25 protein-coding genes, 1 tRNA gene and 1 pseudogene are annotated in these 26,773 nt (G+C 52.9%); 16 read left to right on the plus strand and 11 right to left on the minus strand.

The window, feature by feature from the left end; translation table 11 throughout:
* Positions 1-17 precede the first annotated feature (17 nt).
* Entirely contained in the window at positions 18-557 is a 540-nt protein-coding gene (locus H8B13_RS19080; protein ID WP_187312421.1) for a hypothetical protein, read from the minus strand.
* Positions 558-830: 273 nt separating this feature from the next.
* Between H8B13_RS19080 and H8B13_RS19085 the strand changes: the two genes are divergently transcribed.
* A complete protein-coding gene (locus H8B13_RS19085) occupies positions 831-1,193 on the plus strand; it encodes a hypothetical protein (RefSeq protein ID WP_187312422.1) in 363 nt (120 codons plus the stop codon).
* A 359-nt stretch (positions 1,194-1,552) separates the two neighbouring features.
* Positions 1,553-2,329, plus strand: coding sequence for an HpcH/HpaI aldolase family protein (locus tag H8B13_RS19090; RefSeq protein WP_187312423.1), 777 nt, complete (start codon positions 1,553-1,555; stop codon positions 2,327-2,329).
* 435 nt (positions 2,330-2,764) lie between these two features.
* Here the strand turns inward: H8B13_RS19090 and H8B13_RS19095 are convergent, their stop codons facing one another.
* The 7 genes and pseudogenes from H8B13_RS19095 to H8B13_RS19125 form a co-directional block, all read right to left on the minus strand.
* Entirely contained in the window at positions 2,765-3,232 is a 468-nt protein-coding gene (locus H8B13_RS19095) for a hypothetical protein (RefSeq protein WP_187312424.1), read from the minus strand.
* A gap of 180 nt (positions 3,233-3,412) precedes the next feature.
* Positions 3,413-4,471, minus strand: a pseudogene (locus H8B13_RS19100) (YifB family Mg chelatase-like AAA ATPase); the annotation flags it as partial.
* Positions 4,472-4,593: 122 nt separating this feature from the next.
* Positions 4,594-5,193, minus strand: coding sequence for a D-sedoheptulose 7-phosphate isomerase (lpcA, locus tag H8B13_RS19105; RefSeq protein WP_187312425.1), 600 nt, complete (start codon positions 5,191-5,193; stop codon positions 4,594-4,596).
* 2 nt (positions 5,194-5,195) lie between these two features.
* The gene (locus H8B13_RS19110; protein WP_187312426.1) at positions 5,196-5,852 is read right to left on the minus strand and encodes a hypothetical protein; all 657 of its coding nucleotides are present in this window, start codon (positions 5,850-5,852) and stop codon (positions 5,196-5,198) included.
* A gap of 232 nt (positions 5,853-6,084) precedes the next feature.
* On the minus strand, positions 6,085-7,926 hold the full coding sequence (locus H8B13_RS19115) for an ABC transporter ATP-binding protein (RefSeq protein ID WP_187312427.1): 1,842 nt from the start codon (positions 7,924-7,926) through the stop codon (positions 6,085-6,087).
* A gap of 48 nt (positions 7,927-7,974) precedes the next feature.
* Positions 7,975-9,123, minus strand: coding sequence for an NAD(P)/FAD-dependent oxidoreductase (locus H8B13_RS19120; protein ID WP_187312428.1), 1,149 nt, complete (start codon positions 9,121-9,123; stop codon positions 7,975-7,977).
* A gap of 24 nt (positions 9,124-9,147) precedes the next feature.
* On the minus strand, positions 9,148-10,956 hold the full coding sequence (locus tag H8B13_RS19125; RefSeq protein ID WP_187312429.1) for a hypothetical protein: 1,809 nt from the start codon (positions 10,954-10,956) through the stop codon (positions 9,148-9,150).
* A gap of 218 nt (positions 10,957-11,174) precedes the next feature.
* Here H8B13_RS19125 and H8B13_RS19130 point away from each other — a divergent pair, with 218 nt between their 5' ends.
* The 4 genes from H8B13_RS19130 to H8B13_RS19145 all read left to right on the plus strand — a co-directional run bounded on the left by H8B13_RS19130 (position 11,175) and on the right by H8B13_RS19145 (position 13,836).
* Entirely contained in the window at positions 11,175-12,119 is a 945-nt protein-coding gene (locus H8B13_RS19130; protein WP_187312430.1) for a GNAT family N-acetyltransferase, read from the plus strand.
* Entirely contained in the window at positions 12,107-12,796 is a 690-nt protein-coding gene (upp, locus tag H8B13_RS19135; protein ID WP_187312431.1) for a uracil phosphoribosyltransferase, read from the plus strand. The genes H8B13_RS19130 and upp overlap by 13 nt, the downstream gene beginning before the upstream one ends.
* A gap of 151 nt (positions 12,797-12,947) precedes the next feature.
* The gene (locus H8B13_RS19140; protein WP_187312432.1) at positions 12,948-13,412 is read left to right on the plus strand and encodes a hypothetical protein; all 465 of its coding nucleotides are present in this window, start codon (positions 12,948-12,950) and stop codon (positions 13,410-13,412) included.
* Between the two features lie 250 nt (positions 13,413-13,662).
* On the plus strand, positions 13,663-13,836 hold the full coding sequence (locus H8B13_RS19145) for a hypothetical protein (RefSeq protein WP_187312433.1): 174 nt from the start codon (positions 13,663-13,665) through the stop codon (positions 13,834-13,836).
* A 21-nt stretch (positions 13,837-13,857) separates the two neighbouring features.
* Here H8B13_RS19145 and H8B13_RS19150 read toward each other — a convergent pair whose 3' ends face one another.
* Positions 13,858-15,270, minus strand: coding sequence for a DEAD/DEAH box helicase (locus H8B13_RS19150; protein ID WP_187312434.1), 1,413 nt, complete (start codon positions 15,268-15,270; stop codon positions 13,858-13,860).
* Positions 15,271-15,518: 248 nt separating this feature from the next.
* Here H8B13_RS19150 and H8B13_RS19155 point away from each other — a divergent pair.
* The 3 genes from H8B13_RS19155 to H8B13_RS19165 all read left to right on the plus strand — a co-directional run bounded on the left by H8B13_RS19155 (position 15,519) and on the right by H8B13_RS19165 (position 17,026).
* A tRNA-His gene (locus H8B13_RS19155) sits at positions 15,519-15,592 on the plus strand.
* Positions 15,593-15,692: 100 nt separating this feature from the next.
* Positions 15,693-16,622, plus strand: a complete 930-nt coding sequence (locus H8B13_RS19160) for a PfkB family carbohydrate kinase (RefSeq protein WP_187312435.1) — start codon at positions 15,693-15,695, stop codon at positions 16,620-16,622.
* A gap of 140 nt (positions 16,623-16,762) precedes the next feature.
* On the plus strand, positions 16,763-17,026 hold the full coding sequence (locus H8B13_RS19165) for a hypothetical protein (protein WP_187312436.1): 264 nt from the start codon (positions 16,763-16,765) through the stop codon (positions 17,024-17,026).
* Between the two features lie 62 nt (positions 17,027-17,088).
* Here the strand turns inward: H8B13_RS19165 and H8B13_RS19170 are convergent, their stop codons facing one another.
* Positions 17,089-17,874, minus strand: coding sequence for a hypothetical protein (locus tag H8B13_RS19170; RefSeq protein ID WP_187312437.1), 786 nt, complete (start codon positions 17,872-17,874; stop codon positions 17,089-17,091).
* Between the two features lie 12 nt (positions 17,875-17,886).
* On the minus strand, positions 17,887-19,620 hold the full coding sequence (locus tag H8B13_RS19175; protein WP_187312438.1) for a M61 family metallopeptidase: 1,734 nt from the start codon (positions 19,618-19,620) through the stop codon (positions 17,887-17,889).
* Between the two features lie 230 nt (positions 19,621-19,850).
* Here H8B13_RS19175 and rpmH point away from each other — a divergent pair, with 230 nt between their 5' ends.
* From rpmH to H8B13_RS19210, 7 genes are all read left to right on the plus strand, one after another.
* Complete coding sequence (gene rpmH, locus H8B13_RS19180) at positions 19,851-20,009, plus strand: 50S ribosomal protein L34 (RefSeq protein WP_084444044.1); 159 nt, start codon at positions 19,851-19,853, stop codon at positions 20,007-20,009.
* A gap of 43 nt (positions 20,010-20,052) precedes the next feature.
* Positions 20,053-20,472, plus strand: coding sequence for a ribonuclease P protein component (locus H8B13_RS19185; protein WP_187312439.1), 420 nt, complete (start codon positions 20,053-20,055; stop codon positions 20,470-20,472).
* A gap of 27 nt (positions 20,473-20,499) precedes the next feature.
* Positions 20,500-22,200: a S41 family peptidase gene (locus H8B13_RS19190; protein ID WP_187312440.1), complete on the plus strand. Its 1,701-nt coding sequence runs from the start codon at positions 20,500-20,502 to the stop codon at positions 22,198-22,200.
* Positions 22,201-22,338: 138 nt separating this feature from the next.
* Positions 22,339-23,025 (plus strand): tRNA (adenosine(37)-N6)-threonylcarbamoyltransferase complex dimerization subunit type 1 TsaB, encoded by a 687-nt coding sequence (gene tsaB / locus H8B13_RS19195; protein ID WP_187312441.1) that lies wholly within the window; start codon positions 22,339-22,341, stop codon positions 23,023-23,025.
* 101 nt (positions 23,026-23,126) lie between these two features.
* Positions 23,127-23,636, plus strand: a complete 510-nt coding sequence (locus H8B13_RS19200) for a DUF2480 family protein (protein WP_187312448.1) — start codon at positions 23,127-23,129, stop codon at positions 23,634-23,636.
* A gap of 128 nt (positions 23,637-23,764) precedes the next feature.
* Positions 23,765-25,081, plus strand: coding sequence for an amino acid permease (locus tag H8B13_RS19205; protein WP_187312442.1), 1,317 nt, complete (start codon positions 23,765-23,767; stop codon positions 25,079-25,081).
* A gap of 51 nt (positions 25,082-25,132) precedes the next feature.
* The gene (locus H8B13_RS19210) at positions 25,133-25,951 is read left to right on the plus strand and encodes an ion transporter (protein WP_187312443.1); all 819 of its coding nucleotides are present in this window, start codon (positions 25,133-25,135) and stop codon (positions 25,949-25,951) included.
* The last annotated feature ends 822 nt before the right edge of the window (positions 25,952-26,773 follow it).

Consider the following 26,773-nt stretch of genomic DNA (forward strand, 5'->3'; position numbering starts at 1 on the left):
GCGAAGCACTGCGTTCGCTATGGGGTTACCAACCGCCGGCCTTCGTTGTCTTCCCGCTGAAAAGTCAACACGCCTTGCTTGGCGCTGATGTTCATACGGGTCGTGGTCAGGGTATGAACGCGCCATGCGAAGGGCCTCGTCGTGGGACTGCTCATGCGCAAGCTGTCGTGGGCGACAACCAGGGCGAAGCGTTGGGGGGCCGAAAACACCTCCATGTCCAGCACCGCCGTCGAATCCCGGATGTGCAAGGTAACGGGTCCCCCGGGGTCGCCGGCTACCCACCGGCCCTGGAGATTGGCCACGGTCACTGCGCGCTCCGATAAGTGCACCAAGCCGTAGAGGGCCGACAGCCCCCCAACGGTTACAATGCCCAACGCATACACGCCGAACCGTAGGGAACGGCGGATAATCAGCCGCAGGGCGGCAAGCCCGGCGAACAGCCCCAGCGCTAGGCCGAAAATGCCGCCAAAGAAGCCAAAGGCCTCCTTTCCGGCAAAATAGCAGCACATGGCCACCATCGAAAATACCGCATAGGCAACATAATCCTTCTTGCTCATCCGGGGCAAAGTAAGCGCTTACGCGACGTTCAGCGCAAGGGTCTTTGTTCAAACAGCGTTGGCAGGGCGTTTACAGGATGTAATAAAGTGCAATAGGACCCGATAAGAACATGGTTATCAGTCCCTATAGGGATGCTGTACAGTTGTTGAACGCTCGTTGCACACCGGTACAGCGTCTAAAGTCAGCACTGATAAGGCCCACTTATCAGTTCTAAGGTGACTAGGTTCGACCCTGTAACGCCTGATAATAGGGCACTAACCAATCTTCCTCTTATGACCCTGCGCGAATACACGTTCTGGAAACAGCAAATCTATGCGGCCCTTGGCGATATCGCGGATCCGACGTATCAGCATCGCGTCTGGCTGGGGACGGGATCCGAGGTAGATTCTTTCAGCGAAACGTACTGCCGCTTATATGATGACGCCTTTTTCCCCAAGTTCCTCACCTGGGAGCAGCATATGGGGATGAGTCCGGCTAGCCTGCAGGAATTACAGACCCTGGACCGTCAAATCAAGGCCTACGCGGAGCCCGATACGGAGGCCGCTATTTTGGCGGACCCGGAGTGGCAGGCGATTGTGCGCCAAGCCCAGCTCATTCTTCATTTGGACGCTGCGACCGAGAGCCAATCCACTTAGACTACTTTCGCTCCACCCATTAGGCCCCCTTGTAGAAGGATCAGGCGAAGGGAGTGAAAATTGTCCCGTGGTATTTTACCAGGGGCCACACAACGGGTGTTAGGCGTTGGCCTGCGTAGTACTGTCACGTTTCTTAAACGCTCCCTCGAGAAAGGTGACTATCGCGGGTAATTCCACTAGGTCACCTTTGACCCACCAACAGTTCTCCCCGGCCACCGGCTAAAGGCAGCGGATGGTGGCTCCGTGGGCGGAGCGGACTACTGCGCAGGTACCCTTCTGCGGGCAGGAGGCGAACGGGTTCGTGCGAAATCCCCATCTTACGCCGGCCCCCCGTGGCCGCCTCACCCAACTCTACCTGGATGCACAACCGTCTGCGCGCCCACTTGCAGCAGGGCACCCCCACGCTCGGCACCTTCGTGCAGCTCGGGGACCCCGCCCTCATTGAATGCCTGGCCCTGGCCGGGCTCGACTATGTCGTCTTGGATATGGAACATGGTCCCAGCAGCCTGGCGGGGGCCGCCGCCCAGATCCTGGCCGCTGAACGCCACTCGCTGACCCCGCTGGTACGGGTCAAGGATGCTTCCCGCGCTTCCGTGATGAACCTGCTGGATCAAGGGGCCCAGGGGCTGGTGATTCCGGCCGTCAAAACCGTGGAGGAGGTTCGGCGCCTGGTTCAGTATGGCAAGTACGCGCCCCTGGGCGAGCGCGGCTTTGGCCCGTCCCGGGCCTCGGGCTTCACCTACGCGCCCGAGCTCCACGACCTAGGGCAGTATTTAGCCCGCTGCAATCGCGAGACGCTGCTGCTGCCCCAATGCGAAACCCGCGAGTGCCTGGAGCGGGTGGAAGAGATCGTGCAGGTGGCCGGGGTGGATGGCCTGTTCATTGGGCCCTTTGACCTGTCCATCGCCTTGGGCGTGCCGGCCCAGTTTGAGGCCCCGGTGATGCAGAATGCGCTGCAGCGCATTCTGGTCGCGTGCCAAGCGGCCGGCAAGTACTGCTTCATCTATGCCGATCGCACGCGGGCGCGGCAGCGGTTCGGGCAAGGCTTCCATAGCGTGGCCACAAGTATGGACACGGTCGAGCTCATCCACGCCTTCCAGCGGCTCGTGCGCGACGTCCGCGGGGAAGGGCCGTAGGGCGTACTCGGCTTTAAAGGGGGGTAGCGCCTAGAGACCAGCGGGATGGCGTTGCAAAGGAAGGGCTTGCGCGAAAGTGGGCCGCGGTCTCTCGTGGAGTGCTCTCCTCCAGGGGTACGGTAGCTTGGGTCAATAGGTCTTACCTCCTCGAAAATAAGGGTTGCTAGCTACACCTGCCTCAGCACCCATGACAAAGCTTAGACTAAGACGTCTCCTGCTGCGGGACAAGGTCCTAAGTGGGCGCCGATGGCTAACCGTACAATCCTTTGGTTAAAAGTTTAGGTGTCAAACGGGCTCAAATTTCTGTTTTCTGTGAGGACCCAATCAATTAAATAATTTAATCGCCGGTTCTCACGACCGACGGGGGCCGCTGACGGTCTGGATTGGTCTATAAATCAAAGCGTGATAAGCAAGCGCAAACACAATCACTTTATCCTATAGTAATCCCTCAATTCCTTTCACATGAAGCCTCGCAAAAGCTTTCACCCGCTCGAAACTGGCTTTTGCTTCCTCCCATTCGTTGTTTACTATATGCTTAGTGGAAACACACTCTTCAAGCTCACTACATACAGACCACAGCAAGTCTGCGTAGCCAAGGATTAGCGTGAACAATTGCTTTTTCTCATCACTCGTGTAGGGCTTGGTCTTCACCGCTTTTACTAGCACGCCAAGCTGCTCTACCTCGTCTACAAACAGGTCACGGAGCTTGGTGTGCTGCTTCGTGTACTCAACCAGCACTTCGTATTCTACTGCCTGGGCAGCGAAGGGAAAGGTATCTGTGAAACGTAGGCTGTTTTTAAAGCTTTTGTCAGCTTCGTAAAGATTGACAAGGCGCTTTTGTATGGAAGCCCAAAGGCCGTTGCGTGCCTTGTCAAATGCGCCTGTAGTGTCGGTCCCCCTCATTTTCCTTCAAAATGGTTAACGAGCAGCGAAGGTAGGGGAGTTGCTCGAAGGTGAGCGCGCTTTGTAGGTGCTTGAAATTTGATTTTTACAAGAACTTCACTCGCAGCACGATGTATTTTCTTGTTACTTATTTTGTTACTTAATCTTTAAATATCTGATTATCAAGACCGAATAACCCTAGGGGCACGGGTTCATGCTGGCAATAAGCATGAAGTTGGCCGGAAACTCGATGCTCACTTTCGCCCGCGAAATAGTCACGCGGCGCTCTTCCAGCGGCTGGCGCATCACTTCCAGGACGGTGCGCTTAAACTCCGGCAACTCATCCAGAAACAGCACACCGTTGTGCGAAAGCGAGATTTCGCCCGGCTGTGGATTACCGCCGCCACCTACGAGCGCCACGTCCGAAATAGTGTGGTGCGGTGCCCGAAACGGCCGCGTTGTCAGCAAGGAGGCATTAGTGCCCAACTTGCCGGCCACAGAGTGAATCTTGGTAGTTTCGAGCGCCTCCTGCATGGAAAGGAGTGGCAAAATGCTGGGTAACCGCTTAGCTAACATGGTTTTGCCAGCGCCAGGCGGGCCAATCATTATGGCATTATGCCCCCCAGCCGCGGCTATTTCCAGCGCGCGCTTAATGTTTTCCTGGCCCTGCACATCGGCGAAGTCGGCAGTGTACTGGTTGACGCTGTGCTGAAATACGTCGCGGGTATCGATGCGCAGGGGGGCAATTTCCTCGCGCCCTTCGAAGAAGTCGATGGCCTGCTGCATGCTGTCCACCGGAATCACGTCAAGGTTGTTCACGATGGCCGCTTCTTGGGCGTTTTCGCGCGGCAAAATAAAGCCTTTGAAACCCTCTTTGCGAGCTTGAATGGCAATAGGCAATACACCTCGAATGGGCCGCAAGCTGCCATCCAGCGCCAGCTCACCCATGATAATATAATCGCCAAGCTGCTCCGTGTTTAGCTGCTGGGAGGCGTGCAAAATACCCAACGCAATAGGCAAGTCATAGGCAGAGCCCTCCTTACGCACATCGGCCGGCGCCATGTTCACTACCACCTTCGTGCGCGGCATCCGATAGCCCCGAAACTTCAGGGCCGACTCAATGCGCTGCTGGCTTTCCTTAATAGCATTGTCGGCCAAGCCGACTACATAAAAATTAGTCCCCTGTGATACAACTACCTCAATTGTAATGGTATTGGCATTAACTCCCTGCACGGCCGAGCCGTAGGTTTTGGTAAGCATTGATAAAAACTGAATAGGATAAGATGAAAGCTAGGCAAAGATAGACACCAAAAAGCCGGCCTTTTTTGGAAGCCGGCTTTTTTAGCTGTGTTCTTGAGAAGAAGGACAAGCCCGCAAATGGGCTAGCTCTCGGCTTTTTCGTTTACTAATTCCTCAATCAGCATAATCATGATGTGAATGGCCTTGATATGAATCTCCTGGATTCTATCCGCATAACCCGAGTGCGGGGCGCGAATTTCCACGTCGCAGAGAGCGGCTAATTGCCCCCCATCCTTACCAGTGAGGCCTACAATACGCATTCCGGCTGCTTTAGCGGCTTCTGCGGCGCGTAATATGTTGGGCGAATTGCCACTGGTGCTAATGGCCAGCAACACATCCCCGGGGCGACCTAGGGCCTGCACGAAGCGAGCAAACACGTGGTCGTAACCATAATCATTGGCGACGCAACTCATGTGCGAGGCCTCGGTCAGGGCGATGGCCGCCAATGCAGGACGATCGTGGCGGTAGCGGCCGCTGAGCTCCTCAGCAAAATGCTGCGCATCGCAGAGGGAGCCGCCGTTGCCACAGCTCAGAAGTTTGCCTCCCTGTTGCAAGCTGTTAGCCATAAGGCGCGCGGCTTGCTCAATGGCAGTAAGGTTGGCTGGATCAGCCAGAAAACGGTCGAGGACCGTGCGAGCCTCCGTGAGTTCGGCCTGAATGCGGTTGGTAAGCGAATTGGTCACTACTAAGGTTGGGAAGAAGGATACTGCGAGGGCCGTGGCGTTTCGAGGTCGGCGGCGGAAGCAGGCGGAACGTTAGAATGCGGTGGTGTCTCTACCACATTGGGGTTAGGGGGCAAATTAGTGCCCGGCGTCGGATCGGTGGGCACTACATATACCGGGTCGAGGTGGGTAGTTGTAGTGGTTGTAGTGGCGGTTGGCGCTGGGGTCGGTGTTTGTACTGGTGCTGGAGCCGGAGTTGGTGTCGCTACGGGAGTAGGTGGTGTTACTGGGGTAACGGGCACAACGGGGGGCACTGTGGTAGTGGGACGAGCGGGGGCTGCTGAGGCCGATGTAGTAACCGGACGCGCCTGCAAGTCTCGGTCGCGCTGCTCCATCTGATGGTCGTAGAGGCGAGCTTTTAACTCGTTTACCTTACCGGCCTGACGGGAAAGGTCGCGCTGCAAAGCCACATTGTACAGGTTCTCTACGATCAACTCTAAAGCCAGCAATATGGCTCCGATGACAAACATCGTGTTGTAAAATGTTGCCAACCCTAAGTCGCCACTCAATCCCATTGATGACATCATAAAGTCGCGGGAAGCGGGCATCAGGATGAACAGCAGCGCCAGGAGCAAATACACCATGACGACTACATTGACTAAGCGTTTGAAAGCAAGCATAGGAAGAGAAAGCTAAGTGGATGAAAAGCCGGTGGTCGGACTACGCGCGGAAGCCACAATGGCGGGCTAAATATAGACCTTTACCCATTTTCGTCGCGCAGTGCAACCTTGGCACCATCCTGCTAAACGCAACCAAGCCTTCAACGGTTGAATTTAAGCGCCTTTTTCACGGTCTGAGGGGCTTTTTCGGTGCGGTTAAACTTCATGCTGGCACTTAGTTATAGCCCGAATTCTACACCAATATGCCGTTGGTTTGCATGCTATTAAGGCGCTGATACAAGCCACCAGCATGCGCCAGCAACTCGTCGTGGGTGCCGCGCTCCACAATGCGGCCGTTCTGTAGCACCACAATTTCATCGGCGTGCTGCACGGTGCTTAGGCGGTGGGCAATCACCAGCGAAGTACGACTTTGCATCAAGCGCGTCAGGGCTTCCTGCACCAGCTTTTCCGACTCCGTATCGAGGGCGGAAGTAGCTTCGTCCAGAATCAAAATGGGGGGATTGCGCAGAATAGCGCGGGCAATGCTGATGCGCTGCCGCTGCCCGCCCGAGAGGCGCGAGCCCCGGTCGCCGATAAAGGTTTGGTAGCCCTCGGGGGTTTGCTGAATGAATTCGTGGGCGTTGGCAATTTTGGCGGCTTCTATTACCTGCGCCTCGGTGGCCTCGGTGTTGAAGCGGATATTATTGAAGATCGTATCGTTGAAAAGAATGCTCTCTTGGGTCACAATGCCCATTTGCTCGCGCACGGAATGGATGGTGCAGTCGCGCACATCGTGGCCGTCGATCAGAATTTGCCCCCCAGTCGGGTCGTAGAAGCGTGGCAATAGGTCGGCCAGCGTTGACTTGCCGCTGCCCGATGGGCCGACCAGCGCTACAGTTTTGCCCTTGGGAATAATAAGGTTTATGTCGCTGAGCACGGGCTGGTCGCCGTAGCTGAACTGCAAATTGCGCAGCTCGATTTGGTGCTCGAAAGGAGGAAGCACGTGCGCGTCGGGCTTGTCGCGAATGATGGGCTCTGTATCTACCACTTTCAGAATTCGCTCGCCGGCAACCAAACCCCGCTGAATGTAACTGAACGCCCCGCCCAGCGCCTTTACTGGCACCAATACTTGGGAAAACAGAATCAGATAACCGATGAAGTCGGACGCCGTCAACTCCGACTCGCCCGACAGTACCAAAGTGCCGCCGTAGAATAGCAAGCCAGCCACGACGCCTACGCCCAAAAACTCGGAAATAGGCGACGACAAATCGCGGGAGTTGGCCATGGCCCGCAGCGTGCGTGCGTACTCGTTGTTCTGCGCCCGAAACTTGCCCAAAATGTAGGGTTGGGCATTGAAGGCCTTGATAACCCGAATGCCCCCCAGTGTCTCGTCAATTACCGTCAGCATAGTGCCCAGCGATTCCTGACTTTGATGAGCCTGCCGCTTAAGTCGCTTGGAAATGCCCGAAATCAGCAAGCCTGATACCGGTAGAATAAGCAGAGTAAACAGTGTGAGTTTCACCGACATATACAGCAAAAGCACGAAGTAGGCCACGATAAACAGTGGGTCGCGGATGACGCCGGTTAGGGTATTTACCACGGAGCCTTCTACTTCCTGTACGTCGTTGGTGAGGCGCGACATGAGGTCGCCCTTACGCTCGCCTGAAAAATAGCCGAGTTGAAGCTGCGTGATGCGCTCGTACAGCGCGTGGCGCATATTGCGAATCACGCGAGCCCGAACGCGGGCAATAATGCGCAAGCCCAGATAGCGGAACAGATTGCTCAGAAATACCGAGACAATCAGAACCATACATACGAAGCTCAGCGCGCCCAGCTTGCCACGAGAAAGCGTGACCTGCGTGAAATAGTAATCGAACGTCGTCTTGATATAGTCGATTGACAGCGCAAAGTCCGGCGGGGCGGTAGCGGTGGCTGTATGCTGCTCTGTCGTGCCAAACAGCACGTTGAGCAGCGGGATGACTAGCGTAAAGTTGCAGAGTCCGAATATGATGCCGAGCACCGTATACAGAAAATACAGGGGCACGAAATCGGCGAACGGCCGCGCATAGCCCAGAATGCGGAGGTAAGTTTTCATGGAGGCCGCAAAGGTAAGGCATTAGCGCAGCCTACTGTTAATCGGCTTCTACCCGACCACTTTCAGCAGCCATTTCTTTACCCAGGCATTGCGGGCAAGTCCAAAGCCCGCATTTACCAACCAAGGCTTGGTAGAAATAAACCGCATCAGCCGGTAGCTACGCGCCAACTTCTTGCCTATCTGTTGATACACGGCTTGCTCGTACCAGCGCATTTGCGCCGCACTGAAATCCTGCTGCTCAAAGCAGCGTATGGCTTGCTTCGCCGCTAGTATGCCGCTTTGAATAGCCGTATCGATGCCGTGCCCTTGCAATGGGTCAATAAGGGACGCGGCGTCGCCGCAAAGCATGAAACGGTCGCCACTGATAGGCCGAGATTTGCCCCCCAGCGGCAAGCCAAAGCCACTTACTTCACTTAGTTGGCTGGCTTGGGCAAAGCGTTTGGCTACCTGCGGATGCTCGCGAGTGATAGCCAATAACACTTTCTTTAAATCCACCTTTTGGGCTGCTACATCAGATGAGAGCATGCCGAAGCCGACATTGTACACGCCGTCGCCGACTGGAAATATCCAGAAGTAGCCAGCCAGATACTCGCGTAGGAAGTAAAACTCGGTAGTAGTTTCGTCGGTGTCGGTGAGGCCCTGGAAATAGGCGCGCACGGCTACGCACTGGTGTGCGCGGTCGAGGGAACGTTTGGTAAGCTTGCGGGCAGCCACCGAGTTCGCGCCATCGCAGCCGATAAGCAGCTGGCAGGAAAGTGGCGCCTGGTCGTTAGCGGGCAGCAGCGTGACCTGCTTAGCTGTGATGTGAATGTCTTTAACTGGAAAATCGAGCTGAACATGCGTTGCGGTATGGGCTCGCACCATCGCCAGCAGCCGCGCATCGAAGTGTAAGCGCGGACTATTGAAGGTTTGAATTTGCCAACGTACCCTAATATCACCGCCGTCGGGAGAAAACAGCCGACTGTCGCGGGTTTCGGCTTTCTGCGGCAACGCGTACAGCTCCTCGTACAAAGCGGGCGAGAGCTGCCGAATGGCTTTTAGCGCCAAGCCCGGAATGGCGTCGCCGCAGACTTTATCGCGCGGAAACTGGTCTTTATCTACCAGCGCCACGCGCAAACCACTATGTTGCAACGCCAACGCGCACGCCGTACCCGCCGGTCCGGCCCCGAGAATAACGACATCATAGTGATTGGTCATGGAAATAGCGGCCCGCAGGAGCTGTTAAAACTCGTGGAGGCGCTGCGCAATATTCCAACGGAAAGCCAAGGACGGATACACTGTACTATTCGTTATATTATCTACATCGGGGCTGGTTACGCGGCGCATAATCAGCTTCGCATCCAGCCATACGTTGTGGCGGGCCTGATACGTGGCGGTAAAATCGGTGTGGATAAGATTAGTTTGGATACCATCCCCCACTCGGAAATCCTCTATGCGCACATTACCATCGGGCTGGAGCGGACGGTTGGTGTAGGGTAAGCGCACATTACCACCGTAGTTGACCAAAAAGCCATTTTCATCCACCACGTCATTGCCTTGCACGGTATAGAATCCTTTGGCTACTAAGTTCAAACGTGGCAAGGGCTGGTAGCTGATGATACCGAGCAACTCCACCAAATTGCCCCCCATAGGGTGAGCCAGGGGTTGATTGTAGTGCTGATAGTTACGGTACTGGTCGAGGTGCTGATAGGTGTAAGGCCGGATATAATTGACCTCGCCTTGAAAATCGAGATTTTGGATACCCGCTACATTCAGGTACCGGCCGCCTAGCTGTACGGATTGCTTGTTGCGCCACGAGCCTTTGCCTGCCCGCGCCTCACTGATAACGAACTCATCCAATACTACCTGCCCATACAACTGCAACCGCCGTTTGATATTCCACTTGAAATCGAGGCCCAGCAAAGCATTGTCGTTTGAGCCAATAGCCTGCTCCACAGATCGGTAGAAGATAATCGGGTTGAGGTACTGCAACTCGTAGCGGCCTTTGCCGCGCCCAAAAACTACCGATTCAAACACGCCCACATTGAAGTTAGGTGCCAGATCGAGGCTGAGGTGATGGAGCGCGAAGTACTTCTTTTGATAAATAGTGTCTTGGTTGGCCTTTTCAGCCGTCATTTCCGCAAATAGGTTCTGATAATTGAATTTCCAGATGCGGGTGTTCACCTTCAAAAACAGGTAAGGCGCCGTGTAGTCCGACAGAATGAGCGAGCGGTAGCCATTGCCGATGGTGTTGCGGTCGTAGCCAAACTGGAGGTTGATATGCTTTGTTGCCGAGTACGTCAGGTAGCCCCGGCCCGACAGAAAGTCGTACTGGTCGGAGCGGTTTTTATAGGTTTTCCAGAAAGCCTCGTGCGGTACGATGTTATCGCGCAGTACCCGTTGTTGCACATAAAATGGCGCTGCTGTCTGATTATCGGCCAAAAAGGTATAAAACCCCAGCTTTTCGTCGATGGTACCTTCCACCTGCACGCCGCGCGTATTGAGGTAGCGTAGGCCGTCAATGTCGGTGTCATAACCTGCGGAGAGGTTGGCTACCGGATTTACGCGCAAGGTGAAGCTAGGCGTTTCTACATGGAAAAAATCAGACTGGTTACGGTAAAACCGCCCCAGCACAGGCTTTTTCGAGGTGTTGACCGCAACATCCTGCTTCGTGTACTGCCAGTTGTCGCGCAATAGGTAGTCTGCATTGAATCGGTCGGCGCGAGTGATACCCACGGTGGTGCTATCGCGAAGAATACGCTCGGCTAAGCGGGCTACGCTAGCGCGAGTATAGGGCCGTACGGAAGTGTGCGGGTCGTTGAGCGAATCGGGGCCGAAGAGAATAGTGTAGCGGTCAATAAGCCGATACACGTCGCTGTCGAGCGGCACATAGGTAGTGCCTTGCACATCACTTTGTGGTTGAACCGGGACCGCAGGCTTGGCGCCCAGCGTGTCGATGCGGAGATAAGTGGGACCAGCTGGGTTAACCTGGGCAACGGCCTGACCAGTTACAAAGCTCAACGCTGTGAGCAGCAATAACGATTTTCTCATACTACTTAGTAGGACCAAACGACCACTGAGGCGTCCGGCTGTACAAAACTACGCACTTGGGGGGCAAATTAGGTTCAGCGCGAAAATCGATCCGGCTTCGCTGCGTAAAAGACGTGTTGGCTGGTTTGCTGAATCTTTTTGCCCTAAAATAGCCCCCCAATGCTGTGCTCCTTTGCTTCAGGTTGCCGTACTAAGTCTGGTAATTTTCAAACTTTCCCTTGCTGCTTCGTTATCTCCGCCATTCTGAAATCGACCTGTCTGCCTGGGAAGCCTGCATTGCAGCCGCGCCCCACGCATTGCCGTATGCGTGCGCTTGGTGGCTAGCGGCTACGGCTGTTCGTTGGGATGCGGTGGTGGAAATGAAGGAGGACACGGGTACTTATGCTTCCATATTTCCGCTGCCCATTAAAACGCGGCCTTGGGGCCGCGACGTGTATCAGCCGCCTTTTACGCAGCAGCTTGGCCTGATCACCACCGCCGCCAGCCGCCACCGCAATGTGCTCGACTATCTGGCTTTGCTGCCAGCTGGTCGTTTTGCGCATCTGTACTTGCAGTTGAGCACCCAAAATGAACTGGTAGCTGCGCCAACTGGCTTCAAGTTGACACCGCGCCAAACTTATCAGCTCAATCTGGCGCCCGTTTATGCTACGTTGCTTGCTGGATATTCCCCCGACTACCGCCGCCGTTTAGGTCGTAATCAGGAGCAGCCTCAGCCTTTAATAGTTACCGAAACAATGTCGGCGAAGGCTGTTATTCAGTTGTTCAAAAAGGAGAAAGTCGCTGTTGGGTTGAAAAGTCAGGAATATCAGCACTTGGAGGCTCTGGTAGAATCTTTACCGATGCACAGCCGACTGCTGATACTGGAGGTACGAGCTCCGAATAGCGGTGAGTTACTGGCTGGGGCATTATTCGTTTATCATGCTCACACCATTATTTATTTGTTTGCCGCCGCCTCACTGGGGGGCAAAAAAGTTGGTGCCCCGCTGCTGCTGCTCGACCATGTAATTCAGCGTTATGCAGGTTCGCCCGGCTTGGTACTCGATTTTGAGGGCGGAATGATTCCCTCTATTGCGCGTTTTTTCGCCAACTTCGGCGCCACGCCCGTGCCTTACGCGGCCCTCACTCAAACCCGCCAACCCTGGTATCTGCAATGGATGCGCTAAACCCAACGCCCGAAGCTACTCCCGACCTTTCCAACCGCGTACACATCGTGTGCGCCGAGCCATCCATCGCAAATCATTTTTTGGCCGAACTGCGTGATGTGGACGTTCAGCGCGACAGTCTGCGCTTCCGGCGCAACCTCCAGCGCTTAGGCGAAATCATCGCTTATCGCATCAGCTCTTTGCTAAGCTATACCGACAAAGCGGTACAAACCCCCTTGGGCACGGCCAGTAGTCAGCAGCTCCGCGACTTTCCGGTGCTGGCTACTGTGTTGCGGGCGGGCTTGCCGTTTCATCAGGGGTTTCTCAATTATTTCGACCAGTCGCCCAGCGCTTTTGCGGCTGCTTACCGCATTGAAGGCACGTCACAAGTGCAAGTGCAGGTCGATTATCTGGCCGCGCCTTCCTTGGACGAGCGAGTACTTATTCTGGCAGATCCAATGTTGGCTACGGGTAAATCGTTGGTACTTACGTATAGAGCAATGTTGCGCTTTGGTACGCCTCGGCAGGTACACATAGCGGCCGTTATTGCCAGCCCTGAAGGTGTAGCGTATGTAACCCGCGAAATCCCGGAGGCGACACTCTGGGTAGCAGCTGTTGATGAAGGCCTAAACGCCCAGGCTTACATTATGCCCGGCCTCGGCGACGCCGGCGACTTATCATACGGAAGCAAGTTGTGAGTAGGAGAGTGCCTATGAGAAACCAGCTTTACTAATACGGCATACAATCTGCCAGCATACAGGGAACCAAAGGGGGCACAAGCTTCGTGTTACCTTTACGCCCGAAGCTGTTGGCTGTTTTTGCCATTCAAGCTGTAACTACCTCTTGCTCGTGCTACCCGAACTTGCCAAAGAATTGGCCCAATATGCATCTGTTTACCTACTGAGCTCTCTCAAGTTCTTTGCCGGCCCGGTTGCGGGCACGGCAGCGGGTTTGTCTTTCGCTCTCACGTGGGGGCTAACCGTGGCTGGCATGATGACCAGTGTAGTAATCGTGTCGGGGGTGGGCCGTGCTTGGGCGCTGCACATGCGAAAGCGGCGCCAGCGTAAGGGAAAACCCATATTCAGCAAGCGCAGCCGCCGTATCGTAAGCATTTTTCGTCGTTTCGGGATGCCCGGCATTGCTTTCCTGACGCCTATCCTGTTTAGCCCCATCCTCGGTACCGTCATTGCTACTCAATTGCATGTGCCCCGCTCACGTATTCTGCTGCATATGCTGTGGAGTGCGGCCATTTGGGGCGTTGCTCTCACCTTCATAACCATCGAGTTCAGTCACTTGCCCATCTTTCAGCACTGAGGCTATAATTCCGAGATAGAACTACGTAGAAATGCCCCCCAGACCGACAGTCTGGGGGGCATTTCTACGTAGCAAAGATTGAGGTCAGAATACCTGTAAGTGGGTATTGCCTAACGGGAAATTATATTGTTGCTTTGATGTGAAGTAAGCTATAAATATTTGTGCTTAAGACAGTTCAGCTTTATCTAGTATCGTATTATCTTTAGCTCTACCCGCTATTTAGAATCTCGTTCTTTTCATCATTACTACTATGAAACCTCAATCCTTCACCTTGCAAGGCCGTTCTTCCACTATACACGAACGGTCGTCTGCCGCTCCTGTATTAGTTTTTTTGCACACCAATGCCTTAGGAGTCAGAGTGTATCTACCGTTGTGCGAAGAGACAGTGCGGGCGGGCTACCGCCTGATGGCATGCAGTGAGTAATCTGGCGGGTAGAACCAGACTTTATTTGCGACGATTGCGAGCCTTGGCTACCGCTTTTTTCGCTGGCGACGATGCTCGTCCCTTCGACGGATTCGCCTTGCGCCCTTTTACACTACGGTTTGGGCCTTCCACGTAAGGCAAACCTGTCCGCTTATCGATGTCCTTTTGCAGCGGCACCTTCTTCTCATGGAAGGCACCCTTGAAATTCGGATCAAGGCGGCGACGACGATCGTCAATCTCCCGATCCATGCCTTGCTGCTCATCGAAGGCAGTAGCGGCCACCGTTACTTCGGGTGGCAGGGGTAACTCTGGGATAGTTTGATTGATAAGCTCCGCAATGCGACCCATGTGGTGCATTTCGGCGGCGTTAGCAAACGTAATGGCGGCTCCCGTATGCTGGGCCCGGCCAGTGCGACCAATGCGATGCACATAGTCGTCGTAAATCAGCGGTACATCAAAATTGATGACGTGGCTTACCTGTGGTACATCGATGCCACGGGCCGCTACATCAGTAGCTACTAGGAAGCGCAGCTCACCAGCGCGAAATGCATCCATTGCGTTAATACGCACATTCTGGCCCTTATTGCCGTGAATAGCGCGTACCTCACCCGTGCTTTTGCGCCCCAGAAAGTGCGCTACGTTGTCGGCGTGTTCCTTGGTGCGGCAGAAAATCATGACGCGGTTGAATACTTCCTCATCGCGCACCAGATGGCCCAACAAGTTGATTTTGGTGAGCAGGTTAGGCACCTGATACATCGTCTGACTGACGTTCTGAGCTGAAGTGGCCGCCGGGGTCACTTCCACTCGCACTGGAAACTCCAGAAACTCTTCACTCAGATTTGCTACCTTATCCGGCATGGTGGCCGAGAACAGCACGTTCTGCCGCTTGGTCGGGATAACTTCCAGAATACGCCTGATCTGAGGCATAAAGCCCATATCCATCATCTTGTCGGCCTCGTCAAGAACTAAGGTTTTCAGCTCTTTCAAGACTAGGTCGCCCTTCAGATAAAGCTCAAGTAGGCGCCCCGGCGTGGCAATAAGAATATCGACGCCTTGGGCGATGGTTTCGATCTGTGTTTTGGGTCCCAAGCCGCCATAAATAGCGTAGATCCGTAGATCGGTTTGGGTAGCAAGGCGCTTTATATGCGTTTCGAGCTGAATGGCCAACTCACGGGTGGGGGCCAAAATCAAGGCACGGGGATGAATACCCTGTGCATATTTCACCTTCATGAGCAAGGGCAAACCAAAAGCGGCAGTTTTGCCGGTGCCCGTCTGCGCGATACCGAGCACATCGTGCCCGGCAAGCAGAAGCGGAATAGTTTGCTGTTGAACGGGGGTAGGCTCCGTAAAGCCTGCTTCAGCCACGGCCGTAAGCAGCTGCTTATTGAGCTTGAAATCGGCGAAGGAAATGGGTTGGGGCGTGGCGTCGGACATGATGAAAAAAGGTAATGCGAAAGACAAAGGTACGACGCTTCGGTAGGAGAGTAGCGCGAAGCTGCCGCTTCGCGCACAAGCGTAGCGAGTTCCTCCGCGTTGGCATCAGCAGGGCGGTGCCACCTACTCGCATTGCTCGTGCGCGAGGCGGCAGCTTCGCGCTACTTCTGCGCCGATCAAAAAAACTCTCTCATAATTTTTGAATAACCCCGCCGTACCACTACTTTTGTCCCTCCATTACCCATCTGGTAGGCATAGCTCAGCTGGTTAGAGCATCGGATTGTGATTCCGAAGGCCGTGGGTTCGAGCCCCATTGCTTACCCTGAAAAGGTCCCCGAAAGTTTTTTCCGGGGACTTTTTTTTTGTTTGTACCGTTGTCAACTTCAAATCATCTGCTTGAATCACTTTTATTCCCTCTTCTTATGAGTCTGGTAGTTATCGGTTCGGTGGCGTTCGACGCCCTGGAAACGCCTTTCGGCAAAACGGACAAAATCATTGGTGGCGCGGCTACTTATATCACGCTGTCAGCTTCTTACTCCGTAAAGCCGGTGAAGCTGGTGGCCGTAGTAGGCGACGATTTTCCGCAATCGGATGTGCTGTTATTGCAAGAGCACGGCGTAGACACAGAGGGGTTGCAGATAAAAGAAGGGGAGAAGTCGTTTTTCTGGTCGGGTAAGTATTCGACGGACCTGAACTCGCGCGAAACCCTGCAAACAGAGCTGAATGTGCTGGCCGATTTCGACCCCATCATTCCGGATTCTTACCAGGACTGCAAATACCTGATGCTGGGCAACCTGACGCCGCAGGTGCAGCGCCTGGTTATTCAGCGCCTTGTCAATCGACCGAAGCTTATCGTGCTGGACACCATGAACTTCTGGATGGATGTGGCGCTCGAAGAGCTTATCACCACCATTGAAATGGTAGATGTGCTAAGCATCAACGATGAGGAAGCTCGTCAGCTTTCGGGTGAGTACTCGCTGGTAAAAGCAGCCCGTAAGATTATGGCTATGGGGCCTAAGTATCTGATTATCAAAAAGGGCGAGCATGGCGCACTGTTGTTCTGCAAAAACAAAGTATTTTTTGCTCCCGCATTGCCCCTAGAAGAAGTATTCGATCCGACTGGCGCCGGCGACACATTTGCGGGCGGCTTCATTGGCTACCTCGCCGCCACCGATGATATTAGCTTCGACAATATGAAGCGTGCCGTCATTCACGGTTCGGCCATGGCTTCGTTTTGCGTTGAGAAGTTTGGTACCGAGCGCTTGGTTAATCTGACCAAAGAGGAAATCGAGGTTCGGGAGCGTCAATTCGCTGAACTGGTAAACGTAGAGCCGATCAGCATAGAAGCGTAAGCCTGATTAATCCAGAAAAGCCCCCCAGTTATTGGTACTGGGGGGCTTTTTTATGTGCTTGCTTCTCGCCTTTGAGCAACTAAATAAAGCGAAGCTGGGTAAAAGAACGAAGTAATCTTCTCACCCTTAGCTCTACTACAATGGCAGAAAATAAGAAGCCCTCGAAGAAGAAATCTGTGCCCTCCGACTCGCCGCAGAATGATATGAATTCTGTAGCCCCGGATATGAAGGGCGGCTCCAATAGCGGCGGAACTAAAGTGCAGAACGCCAACCAAAATATCCTTACCGAAGCGGGCAACGATATAAAGGGCAATACGCCCGGTGGTAACGTGAACGAAGTACTTTCGGCTCGTACCAATAAGCCCCGCAGCAACCCCAATCCTTCGCAGCAAAAGGCAAAGTAAGGATTGATAAACGGCACGAAAAAGCCCCCAGAACTAGCTCTGGGGGCTTTTTGTGCCGTAAGCTACTGGGGCAGCAGCAGCCGCGCATACTTGATCTGAGGCGTACTGTCAGGATAATACTGCCGGATAATGAGCGTTTTGTCATTCAGCCAGCGTACTTCCTCTGGCCCCCAGGTATTCACTACGCGGTTCCAGCGCAACATTGGGATTCCACTTTCCAAGGACCAAATCTCCAGCCCATTAGGCGAATAGCCGGCTTCCATATCGGAGTTGAATGTGACTAAATGGGTGCCATTGGGCGCTAACACTGGTCGGCCCCACAACTGCGTGCGCCGCCCGGTATGCTGATTAATGAGAAGCACAAATCCTGACTCCCAGCGCGTGACATCCAGCACCCAAAAGTTGCTGTTGGCTAAAGGGCCCCGGAAGCGGTAGACGACGTGCTTTTCCTCGTCCGGATCGGTAATATTATTGGTTAGCGTAAGCGTACGGCCATTTTTGAGTGTAAGAAGAAGTTTATCAGCGCGGCGTTGGGCACGGCCATCGGCCAGCTGGATATATTTCTGCTCGGTAGTGTCGCTGTCAATACCATTGAGGCGGGCAAACTCAGCTTCGCGGGCTGGGGTGAGCCGAGCTACACTGCCGTTGCGGAGCTTAAGGGTATCAGCCTCTGAGCGTAAAATCTTGGCCGCTGGGGCTGCCGTTGCTGAGTCAGCAGGTGGAATAACTTTCGGCTGCACAGCCGCTGCGGGTATTCTTGCCGGAGTTTTCGCGATTTCCTGAGGACTACTGTCACAGCTGATCAGCAAAATGCCTCCCAGCGTAAAAAGAATAGGATACAAATTCATATAAGCACAAAATTAAAAATCTTGCTTGAGCCACTGTTTGAAGCTAACCTGTTGCTCCGGCGTAGCATCAGGACGTTTCGTAATGGTAATCTTTGGCCAAAAACGCCGAGTTGGATCAGCTGCCAGCGACACGGTATTTAAGCGACTCTGACGAAACACGCTTAGCTCATAGCTGGAAGCCCCAGTGCTAAGCAATACCTGCAAATTCATCTGAACCCGCTGCCCATTCACCGCTATTATTTCGTCGTCAACGGTAAGAGTGGCGGCAGCGGGCGAGTGGGGGAGGATGTTCACTACTTCGGTTCGCTCGTTTTTCACAATGGTTTTAAACCCGAATACGCCTTCCGTAGCCGATACGTTTTCTTCCTGCAGAAGCGTGCAGCCCACAAAGTGCAGGGCTTTGGTCAGCGGCTCTTCCAAGGGGGCAGTGCCGTAAATAAAGCTGTCAAAATACTGCCGCATGGGCCGGCCTGCTACTTCTTCTACCAAACGGATATAGTCATCTTCGGTGTAGCCCACGCCCGGCTGGCCAAACTCCAGCCACAGTCGCCGCAGTACATCGTCGAGGCTGCGCTGGTGCTTGGAAAGCTGCCGCAACGCCAAATCCAGGAGCAGCGCTACCAGCGCCCCCTTATGATACACGGATACCTTACGATCAGGCACGCCGTTCTTGTAGCCATCCAGCCAAAGGTCGACTGAGGCATCAGCGAGCGATAAGTTGAAGCGTCCATCGTCTTCGTAGTGCTTGCGCAGCATCGTGTTCAGCTCGTGAAAGTATTGCTCGGCCGTGCGCACGCCGCTGCGCGCCAATAAGTACTCACCGTAGTACGTTGTGATGCCTTCGGCGATGTAGCAAGTGCGGAAATACTGTTCCTGCGTGTAATCGTAAGGTAGCAGCTCAGCCGGCCGGATGCTTTTGATGTTCCAAGTGTGGAATAATTCGTGGCAACTTACGCCCAACAGTTCCTTGTAAAGCACATCTGTCATAAGCAGTTGCGCAGGTCCCAGCGTGATAACCGTGGAGTTGGTGTGCTCGACGCCGTGGTAATGATTGTAGGGTAGTATCTGATTGAGGAAATGGTAGTCAGACACCGGAAAGCTGCCGAACAGACTCAACTGCTCCTCCGAGAAGGCTGCGAAATCCTGAAGCAACCGCGGCCAGTCCGGGTTACATTCGCCCTGCACCCACACATGAAACGGAATGCCCTGCGCTTGGTATTCGTGGTGTTGGAGCGTAGGACTAGCTATCAGCGGACATTCGATGAGGTGCTCAAAACTATCGGCCTGAAGCATATGGGGGGCTTTTTGGGGTAAGCCACACGCAATCTGCCAGTTGTCCGGTAGCTCTAGCGTCAACTCGCAAGGCTCCTGCTGACGACCCTCAGTGTACATAAAGCATTGCACCCCATTTATGTATAACTGGCTTTCATCGAGCCAGGAGCCGCCCGCATCCATCTGATGAGCATAGAAGTTGTAGCGCACTCGTACGGTGCGGCCAGCTGCGTCCGCCACCTGCCAGCGGTCTTTTGTTATCTTACGGTAGGATAGGACCTCGCCCGAATCAGCATCATCTACTACCACCCGCTGAATCTTTTGCGCAAAGTTTTGCAGTTCATAGCGACCGGGGCGCCAGGCAGGCAACTGTAACTTCAGGGCTTCAGTAGCTTCGGCCGGCACTGTTAGCGTCAACTGAATTTGCAGATAAAAAGTCAGTGGATTCTCAAACGAGACGTGGTAGCGAATCATAAAGGGAAAGTAGGCTTTGCGGCTGGATTGTACGTTGGTGCCCCAAAAACGAAGGAAGTTGCTGAAGTCAAATGTATACGAAGCAGGTCTCCCTGCAAGCTTAAGTGCATGCTAGAATGCCTTAAATAAGTCTTAAAGCCAACAAGCATATACTACTTTCTTATACTGTTTGGCATTTACAAATGAAGGCCTTACCTTTGCCGGCCATCCCCGAATAGCATTCCAAGACGATGAAAAGAACATTTCAACCCTCGCAGCGCAAGCGCCGCAACAAGCACGGATTCCGCTCACGCATGGAAACCGCCAACGGCCGCCGTGTGCTGGCCTCCCGCCGCGCCAAAGGCCGCAAGCGCCTGACGGTATCCGACGAGGGTCGTCATAAGCGCTAAACCGCTGACGGCTCCCGCCGATTCGCCCCTGCCAGCCAACTCTATGGCGCCGGGCGCGCGCTCTTACTCATTTCCGAAAGAAGAACACTTGTGTCGCAAAAAGCTCATTGACGAGCTTTTCGGCCGGGGTTCTTCTTTTGGTTTATACCCCCTGCGGTTGGTGTGGCTGCCTGCCCCTGCCTCTACAACCGCTCCGCCCCAAGTACTGGTGAGCGTATCGAAGCGTTCCTTCAAGCGAGCTGTGGACCGCAACCGGCTGAAGCGCCTGATGCGGGAGGCATACCGGTTAAATAAATACCGCTTGCTGGAGGCACCTGGGGGGCATTCTGTTGCCTTGCTAGGGATTATCTATTCGGGCAAGGAAAAAAAGCCTTTCGCGCTGGTTGAAAAAAAATTAATTTCAGGGCTGGAGCGTTTGCTAACTGATGCAACCCCCACTGTTGCAGTGGTGCCTGTATCGTAGGTTGTTTTCCACACTTTCAGCCTTTTTATGCGCAAAAAATATCTGGCCGGCCTGGTTTTAGGCGGGGCCACGTTGCTCGTCTCTTTCCGCAGTGCCTCCGATAATGAGCGCTACTTCGAGATTGCCAAGAACCTCGACATTTTCGCGACCTTATTTAAGGAAGTGAACACCTATTACGTGGATGAGATAACGCCCGCAAAAATGGTGAAAACGGGTATCGACGCCATGCTTAAGTCGCTAGACCCGTACACTAATTACATTCCCGAAGACGATATTGAGGACTTCCGCACCATGACCACTGGGCAGTACGGCGGTATTGGGGCGGTAGTAGTGAAGCGGGGAGCAAAAACTGTGGTTCAGGCTGCTTACGAAGGCTATCCGGCGCAAAAAGCTGGCTTGCTGCCCGGCGATGAGATTCTGACTATTAACGGAGTCAACGTTGCGACCAAGAATAACTCCGATATCAGCAAGTTGCTGAAAGGACAGGCCAATTCGGTAGCAAAGCTGTCGGTGACGCGCTATGGACAGGATGTGCCGGTGGAAATCAACATTACCCGCGACAAAATTCAGGTAGAAAATGTGCCGTACTACGGTATGTTGACCCCTGAAATCGGCTACTTCCAACTAGCTGGCTTTACCATCGATGCCGGCAAGGAAGCACGCATGGCGGTAATGAAGCTGAAAGAGCAGGGCGCCAAAAAAATCGTGTTCGACATACGCGACAACCCTGGTGGTTTGCTCAACGAAGCCGTAAACGTATCTAACCTCTTCGTAAATAAGGGTTTGGATATAGTGAGCACGAAAGGAAAGGTAACGGACTGGAATAAGACATATAAAGCCCTCGATGCTCCTCTGGACACGCAAATGCCGGTGGTGGTGCTGACCAGCAACCGTTCCGCTTCCGCCTCCGAAATTGTGTCGGGCGTACTCCAGGACTACGACCGGGCGGTGCTGGTCGGTAAGCGAACCTTCGGCAAGGGACTAGTGCAGGCCACTCGGCCTTTGTCTTACAACTCTCAACTGAAGGTAACAACTGCCAAATACTATATTCCAAGCGGGCGCTGCATTCAGGAAATAGACTACGCCCATCGAGCCGAAGATGGCACCTTGGGGAAAGTGCCTGATTCCTTGCGCACCGCTTTCAAAACAACCAGCGGCCGTGTAGTATATGATGGCGGCGGCGTAGCTCCCGATGTGGAAGTGAAAGAGCGTGCTATTGCGGATATCACCCGGGTGCTGCTGCAGAAAAACTATCTGTTTGACTACGCTACTCGCTACCGCGCCGCTCACGCCACTTTGCCCCCCGCCCGTGAATTTCACCTCACAGATACTGAGTATCAGAAATTCATTGAGTTCTTAGGCGGAAAGGATTTGAGCTATTCCACGGATATGGAAAAAAGCCTTGCTCAGTTAAGCAGCAGGGCAAAGGAAGAAAAGCACTACGACGACGTAAAAGCTGAAATCGAGGCCATTCGTCGTAAGGTTTCCACAAACAAGAGCAACGACCTAACCCGCTTTAAGCCCGAAATTCGGGAGTTGCTGGAGCAGGAAATCGTATCGCGCTACTATTTCCAGAAGGGCCAGATCGAAGCCAGCTTCGACGATGATCCGGATATCCTGATGGCCCTGAATGTATTGAATGATCAGGCGCGCTATGCGGCCCTTCTGAAACCAGGCACGCCAGAAGCAAAATCTCGCCCTGAACTCAAGAAAACAGGGGAGAAATAACCTTTAGGCATTCTATGATAAGCAAAAGCAGGTTCCTGTAGGGGCCTGCTTTTTTATTTGTGCCAACCAAAAGGGAATTTCAACTCCTCATTATTGCGCCTCTTCCCGGTTGTACCTTTGCGCAAATAGACTTAGCTCATGCTTATTCTTTCTCTCGAAACTTCTTCTCCTGTGTGCTCTGTAGCTGTGCACCAAGCGGGTGTTCTAGTCGGCCAGGCCGAACTGCGACTAGAGAAATCGCACTCGTCGCACCTGAGCGTGCTAGTAAATCAACTGCTGGAAAACACGGGTCACAAGCTTCAGGACGTGGCGGCGGTGGCTTTATCCGATGGGCCTGGTTCGTACACGGGTCTGCGAATCGGTGGGGCGGCAGCCAAAGGATTGTGCTTCGCTTTAGATATTCCGCTGCTGGCTGTTAGTACGTTGCAGGCCTTGGCCTGGCAAGTAGCTGCCTACACCGCATCGCCTGAAGCCTATCTTTATTGCCCCATGCTGGATGCGCGGCGCATGGAAGTCTATACCGCTTTATATACCTACGACAGCCGAGAAATTTTGCCCCCCACAGCCTTGGTGTTAACTCCTGATGCGTTGGCCGAACAATTAGGTGGGCACCGCGTGTTATTCTTTGGCAACGGAGCAGTTAAATTTCAGCCGCTGCTCACTGAGCAACCTAACGCTGGCTTCCTAACAGGCATCGAGCCGTCGGCGGTGGCGGTGGGTGCTTTGGCTTGGGGGGCATTTCAGCGTCAGGAGTTTCGGGATGTTGCGTACTACGAGCCGTTTTATCTGAAGGAAGTTTATACAACTACTCCTAAGGTGAAGTAGAGAGTTGTAGAAACAATGGAATGGCCTTCCTGAGTCATCATTTGATGAGTAAGGCAATAATAACTTTTGCACCAATTTGACGCCCTTTGGGTCTTATCGATATGGAAGAAATCATCAACCGTGTAGCGCAAAGCGCCCTTACCACGCTCAATCTGGAATTGCTGCTGCATCCCGGAGAGCGCGTGGTGTATGATATTAAACACAATTTGTTTCAAGGGCTTATTCTGCGCGAAAAGGACTTTCGCGAATTCGTTAAGACCCATGACTGGAGTCAATACGACGGTAAAAATGTAGCTATCATCTGCTCGGCCGATGCTATTGTGCCTACGTGGGCATATATGCTGTTGGCCACGAAACTTCAAGGACACGCCCATCGGTACGTGTTTGGCGATTTGGAAGCCTTGGAGCAGGAATTGTTTCAGGATGCCATTGCAGCCATTGATGCCGAAGAGTATCGCGACGCGAAAGTAGTAGTGAAGGGCTGTGGCAGCATTCCTGTACCTACATATGCCTACGTAGCCATCATGCAAAAGCTACTGCCGGTAGCAGCTAGCATGATGTATGGGGAGCCATGCAGCACTGTGCCCTTGTACAAGCGCCCCAAAGTATAACCGCTGCCTATACGGTACAAGCAACTAATATATGCGAGCTTAGCCGATACCTATATTATATAGAGTGCCCACAATTAGAATCTGCCCTGAGCTTACTCTATATGTATAAGAAGAGCTAAACGACTTGCATGACTAAAGCCGCAGCACCTGTTTACCAGATTGGCTTAACTACCGGCGTGGCCTTGGTAGTAGCCAATATGGTAGGAACGGGTGTTTTTACCACATTGGGCTTCCAGCTATTGGATATCCAAAGCGGCTTTGTGGTGCTGATGCTTTGGGTGGTTGGGGGGCTTATTGCTTTGTGTGGTGCTTGGTGCTACGCCGAACTGGCTGCTGCTATGCCGCGCTCAGGGGGCGAATACCATTACTTATCCCAAATTTATCATCCGGCTATTGGCTTTCTGTCGGGCTGGGTATCTGCGACTGTGGGGTTTGCCGCCCCTACGGCGCTCGGCGCAATGGCTCTGAGCAGTTATGCCACCAGTTTGTGGCCAGCGCTTAATCCGCTGTGGCTATCAGTAGCAGTAGTGTTAGTGCTGACGGCTATTCATGCCACGAGCAGCAGGGCTGGAAGCTATTTGCAAGTAGTTATTACTGCGGCCAAAGTAATAGTGTTAGTGGCATTTGTCGGAGCTGGTTGGCTGCTTGCTGAGCCACAACCTATTCAATTTCCCCCCCAGCCCACCGATTGGGGCCAGTTGCTCAGTCCAGAGTTCGCCGTGTCATTGATCTATGTGTCGTATGCCTACTCCGGTTGGAATGCGGTTGTGTACATAGCCGGTGAGGTAAAAGCCCCCCAGCGCAACTTACCGCGCATTTTGCTGCTAGGTACCTCTATCGTAGTCTTCTTGTATGTGGCGTTAAACTTCATCTTCCTTTACTCAACACCTGTTGCCAGCCTTGCCGGACAAGTAGAAGTAGGATACGTAGCGGCCAATCATCTTTTCGGAGAATCGGTAGGTCGCCTCATGGGAAGCGTTATTGCAGGCCTGCTGCTGTCTACGGTTAGCTCCATGATTTTTGCTGGCCCACGAATTATGCAGATCATGGGCGAGGATATGCCAGCATTGCGCGAAATGGCAGTCGTAAGTAAAGCAGGAATCCCAGTTCGCGCTATGCTGTTTCAAACGGCCCTCACGCTTCTGTTTATTTTTACTTCCACGTTCAAAGCAGTACTGCTTTATGCAGGCTTTGTCCTTAGTCTGTTCACCTTTCTGACGGTCATGGGCTTGTTTGTGCTGCGGTGGCGTCGGCCCAACTTGCCCCGCCCTTATCGCGCGTGGGGATATCCATTGACTCCACTTGTATTCTTGGCGCTCAGCGGCTGGACGCTGCTTTTTATCCTCCGTGACAATCCTACCGAGTCGCTTTATGGGTTAGCCACGCTTCTGGGGGGCTTATTTGTTTATTTTGGAGGACACCGAATTAGAGCGAAGTCAGTTTGACCGTGGCCTTCTCGCATCGTATACTGCCCTACTTTTATAAAAAGCTACTCCGTGCCAGATAATCCCTCTGCTCAGCCCTCACGCTGGAAGCAAGCTGTATATCAAGTAATATTTGAGGCAGACACGCACGTCGGGCAAGCCTTCGACATCACACTATTATGGGCCATTTTGCTCAGTGTGCTAGTAGCGATGCTGGAAAGTGTGCAGAGCATAAATCAGCAGTATGGCCCTTATCTGCGCGCCCTGGAGTGGTTTTTCACCATCCTCTTTACTATAGAGTATATCACCCGACTTATAGTGGTACGTCGGCCACTGAAGTACGCCTCCAGCTTTTTAGGCGTAATCGACTTCTTAGCTATCGTTCCCACGTTCTTAAGCCTTCTTGTAGTAGGCAGCCAGTATCTACTGATTATTCGCACAATCCGACTATTGCGAGTCTTTCGCATTCTTAAACTCAGTCGGTTCGTAGGAGAAGCCGCAGTTATAATGGGGGCTTTGAAAGCTAGTCGTCACAAGATATTAGTGTTCCTAACCTTTGTAGTGGCAATGGTAGTAATAACCGGCACACTAATGTATGTGATCGAAGGTGGGCAGAATGGCTTCAGTAGTATTCCCCAGAGTATTTTTTGGGCTATCGTCACGCTCACCACTGTTGGATACGGTGATATTTCTCCTACTACTACCCTAGGAAAAGCACTAGCGTCGGTTATTATGATTATGGGATATGCCATCATTGCCGTTCCTACCGGAATTGTCACTGCCGAGCTATCACGTCCTTACCAAAAGAACTATAAACACGTTATCTGCCACGTTTGCCAAGCTACCGAGCATGAGGAAGGTGCTGCATTTTGTCGCAAGTGTGGCGAGTAGCTCTAAGACGTAGCCATCTTCATTCCTTATTAGAGAATCGCAGCAACTGATGTATGTGGTAGATGATTGTAGGCACTGCTTCTGGTTCAGTTGGGCTATTATAACTAATCTGGTGGTAGATTCTTAAAGCGATTCGAAATAGTTGGTGTTCTTAACAAGTTGTATCTCAATATTCTGTCTCCCATCAGAGCGATCCGGTAGTAAATTACTGTAAAAAATACCGCTCTCTACTTGCAAACGATGATTCTATCCTGCACTTTTGCACTCCCAATCCGAAACGCGGTGGGCAAACAAGCTAAAGGTTCTTCATTGACGATTGCTCCTTGCACTGTCAGTCCAATAGTTTCTGATTCATCAAGCAGATATTTTAAATAAAACTTATTTGCTTTTTCAATCAAGAGGTTCTTATCTTTGCACTCCCAAATCAAAAAGAGTTGGTAAGTAAAGAGGTTTTAAGAATAGAGTCTGGAAATTTTAAATAAAAATTTTAAAGATTCTACTTGATAATCTAAAAACAAAAGATACCTTTGCATCCCCAATCCGAAAGAGGGTTGGACATCAACAAAAAACGAGTCAATTGGCTCGCAAGGCTCCTTCAAAAGGAAGGGCGCATACGTTCTTTGAATGATTGGAAAGTAACGAATGGTAAACGTTTCAAGTTTACTTTTGATAATAAAGCAAACTTGAAACAAGTAAGACCAAGCGACACGAATTAAATGATTACGTCAATACGTGAGCAGGAGTCAGCCCATGACAGCAGCTTAGCTTCGGCTAAGTGAAGAAATTTATACAATGGAGAGTTTGATCCTGGCTCAGGATGAA

The organism is Hymenobacter sp. BT188 (assembly GCF_014333585.1).
In the GTDB taxonomy this organism is placed as follows: domain Bacteria; phylum Bacteroidota; class Bacteroidia; order Cytophagales; family Hymenobacteraceae; genus Hymenobacter.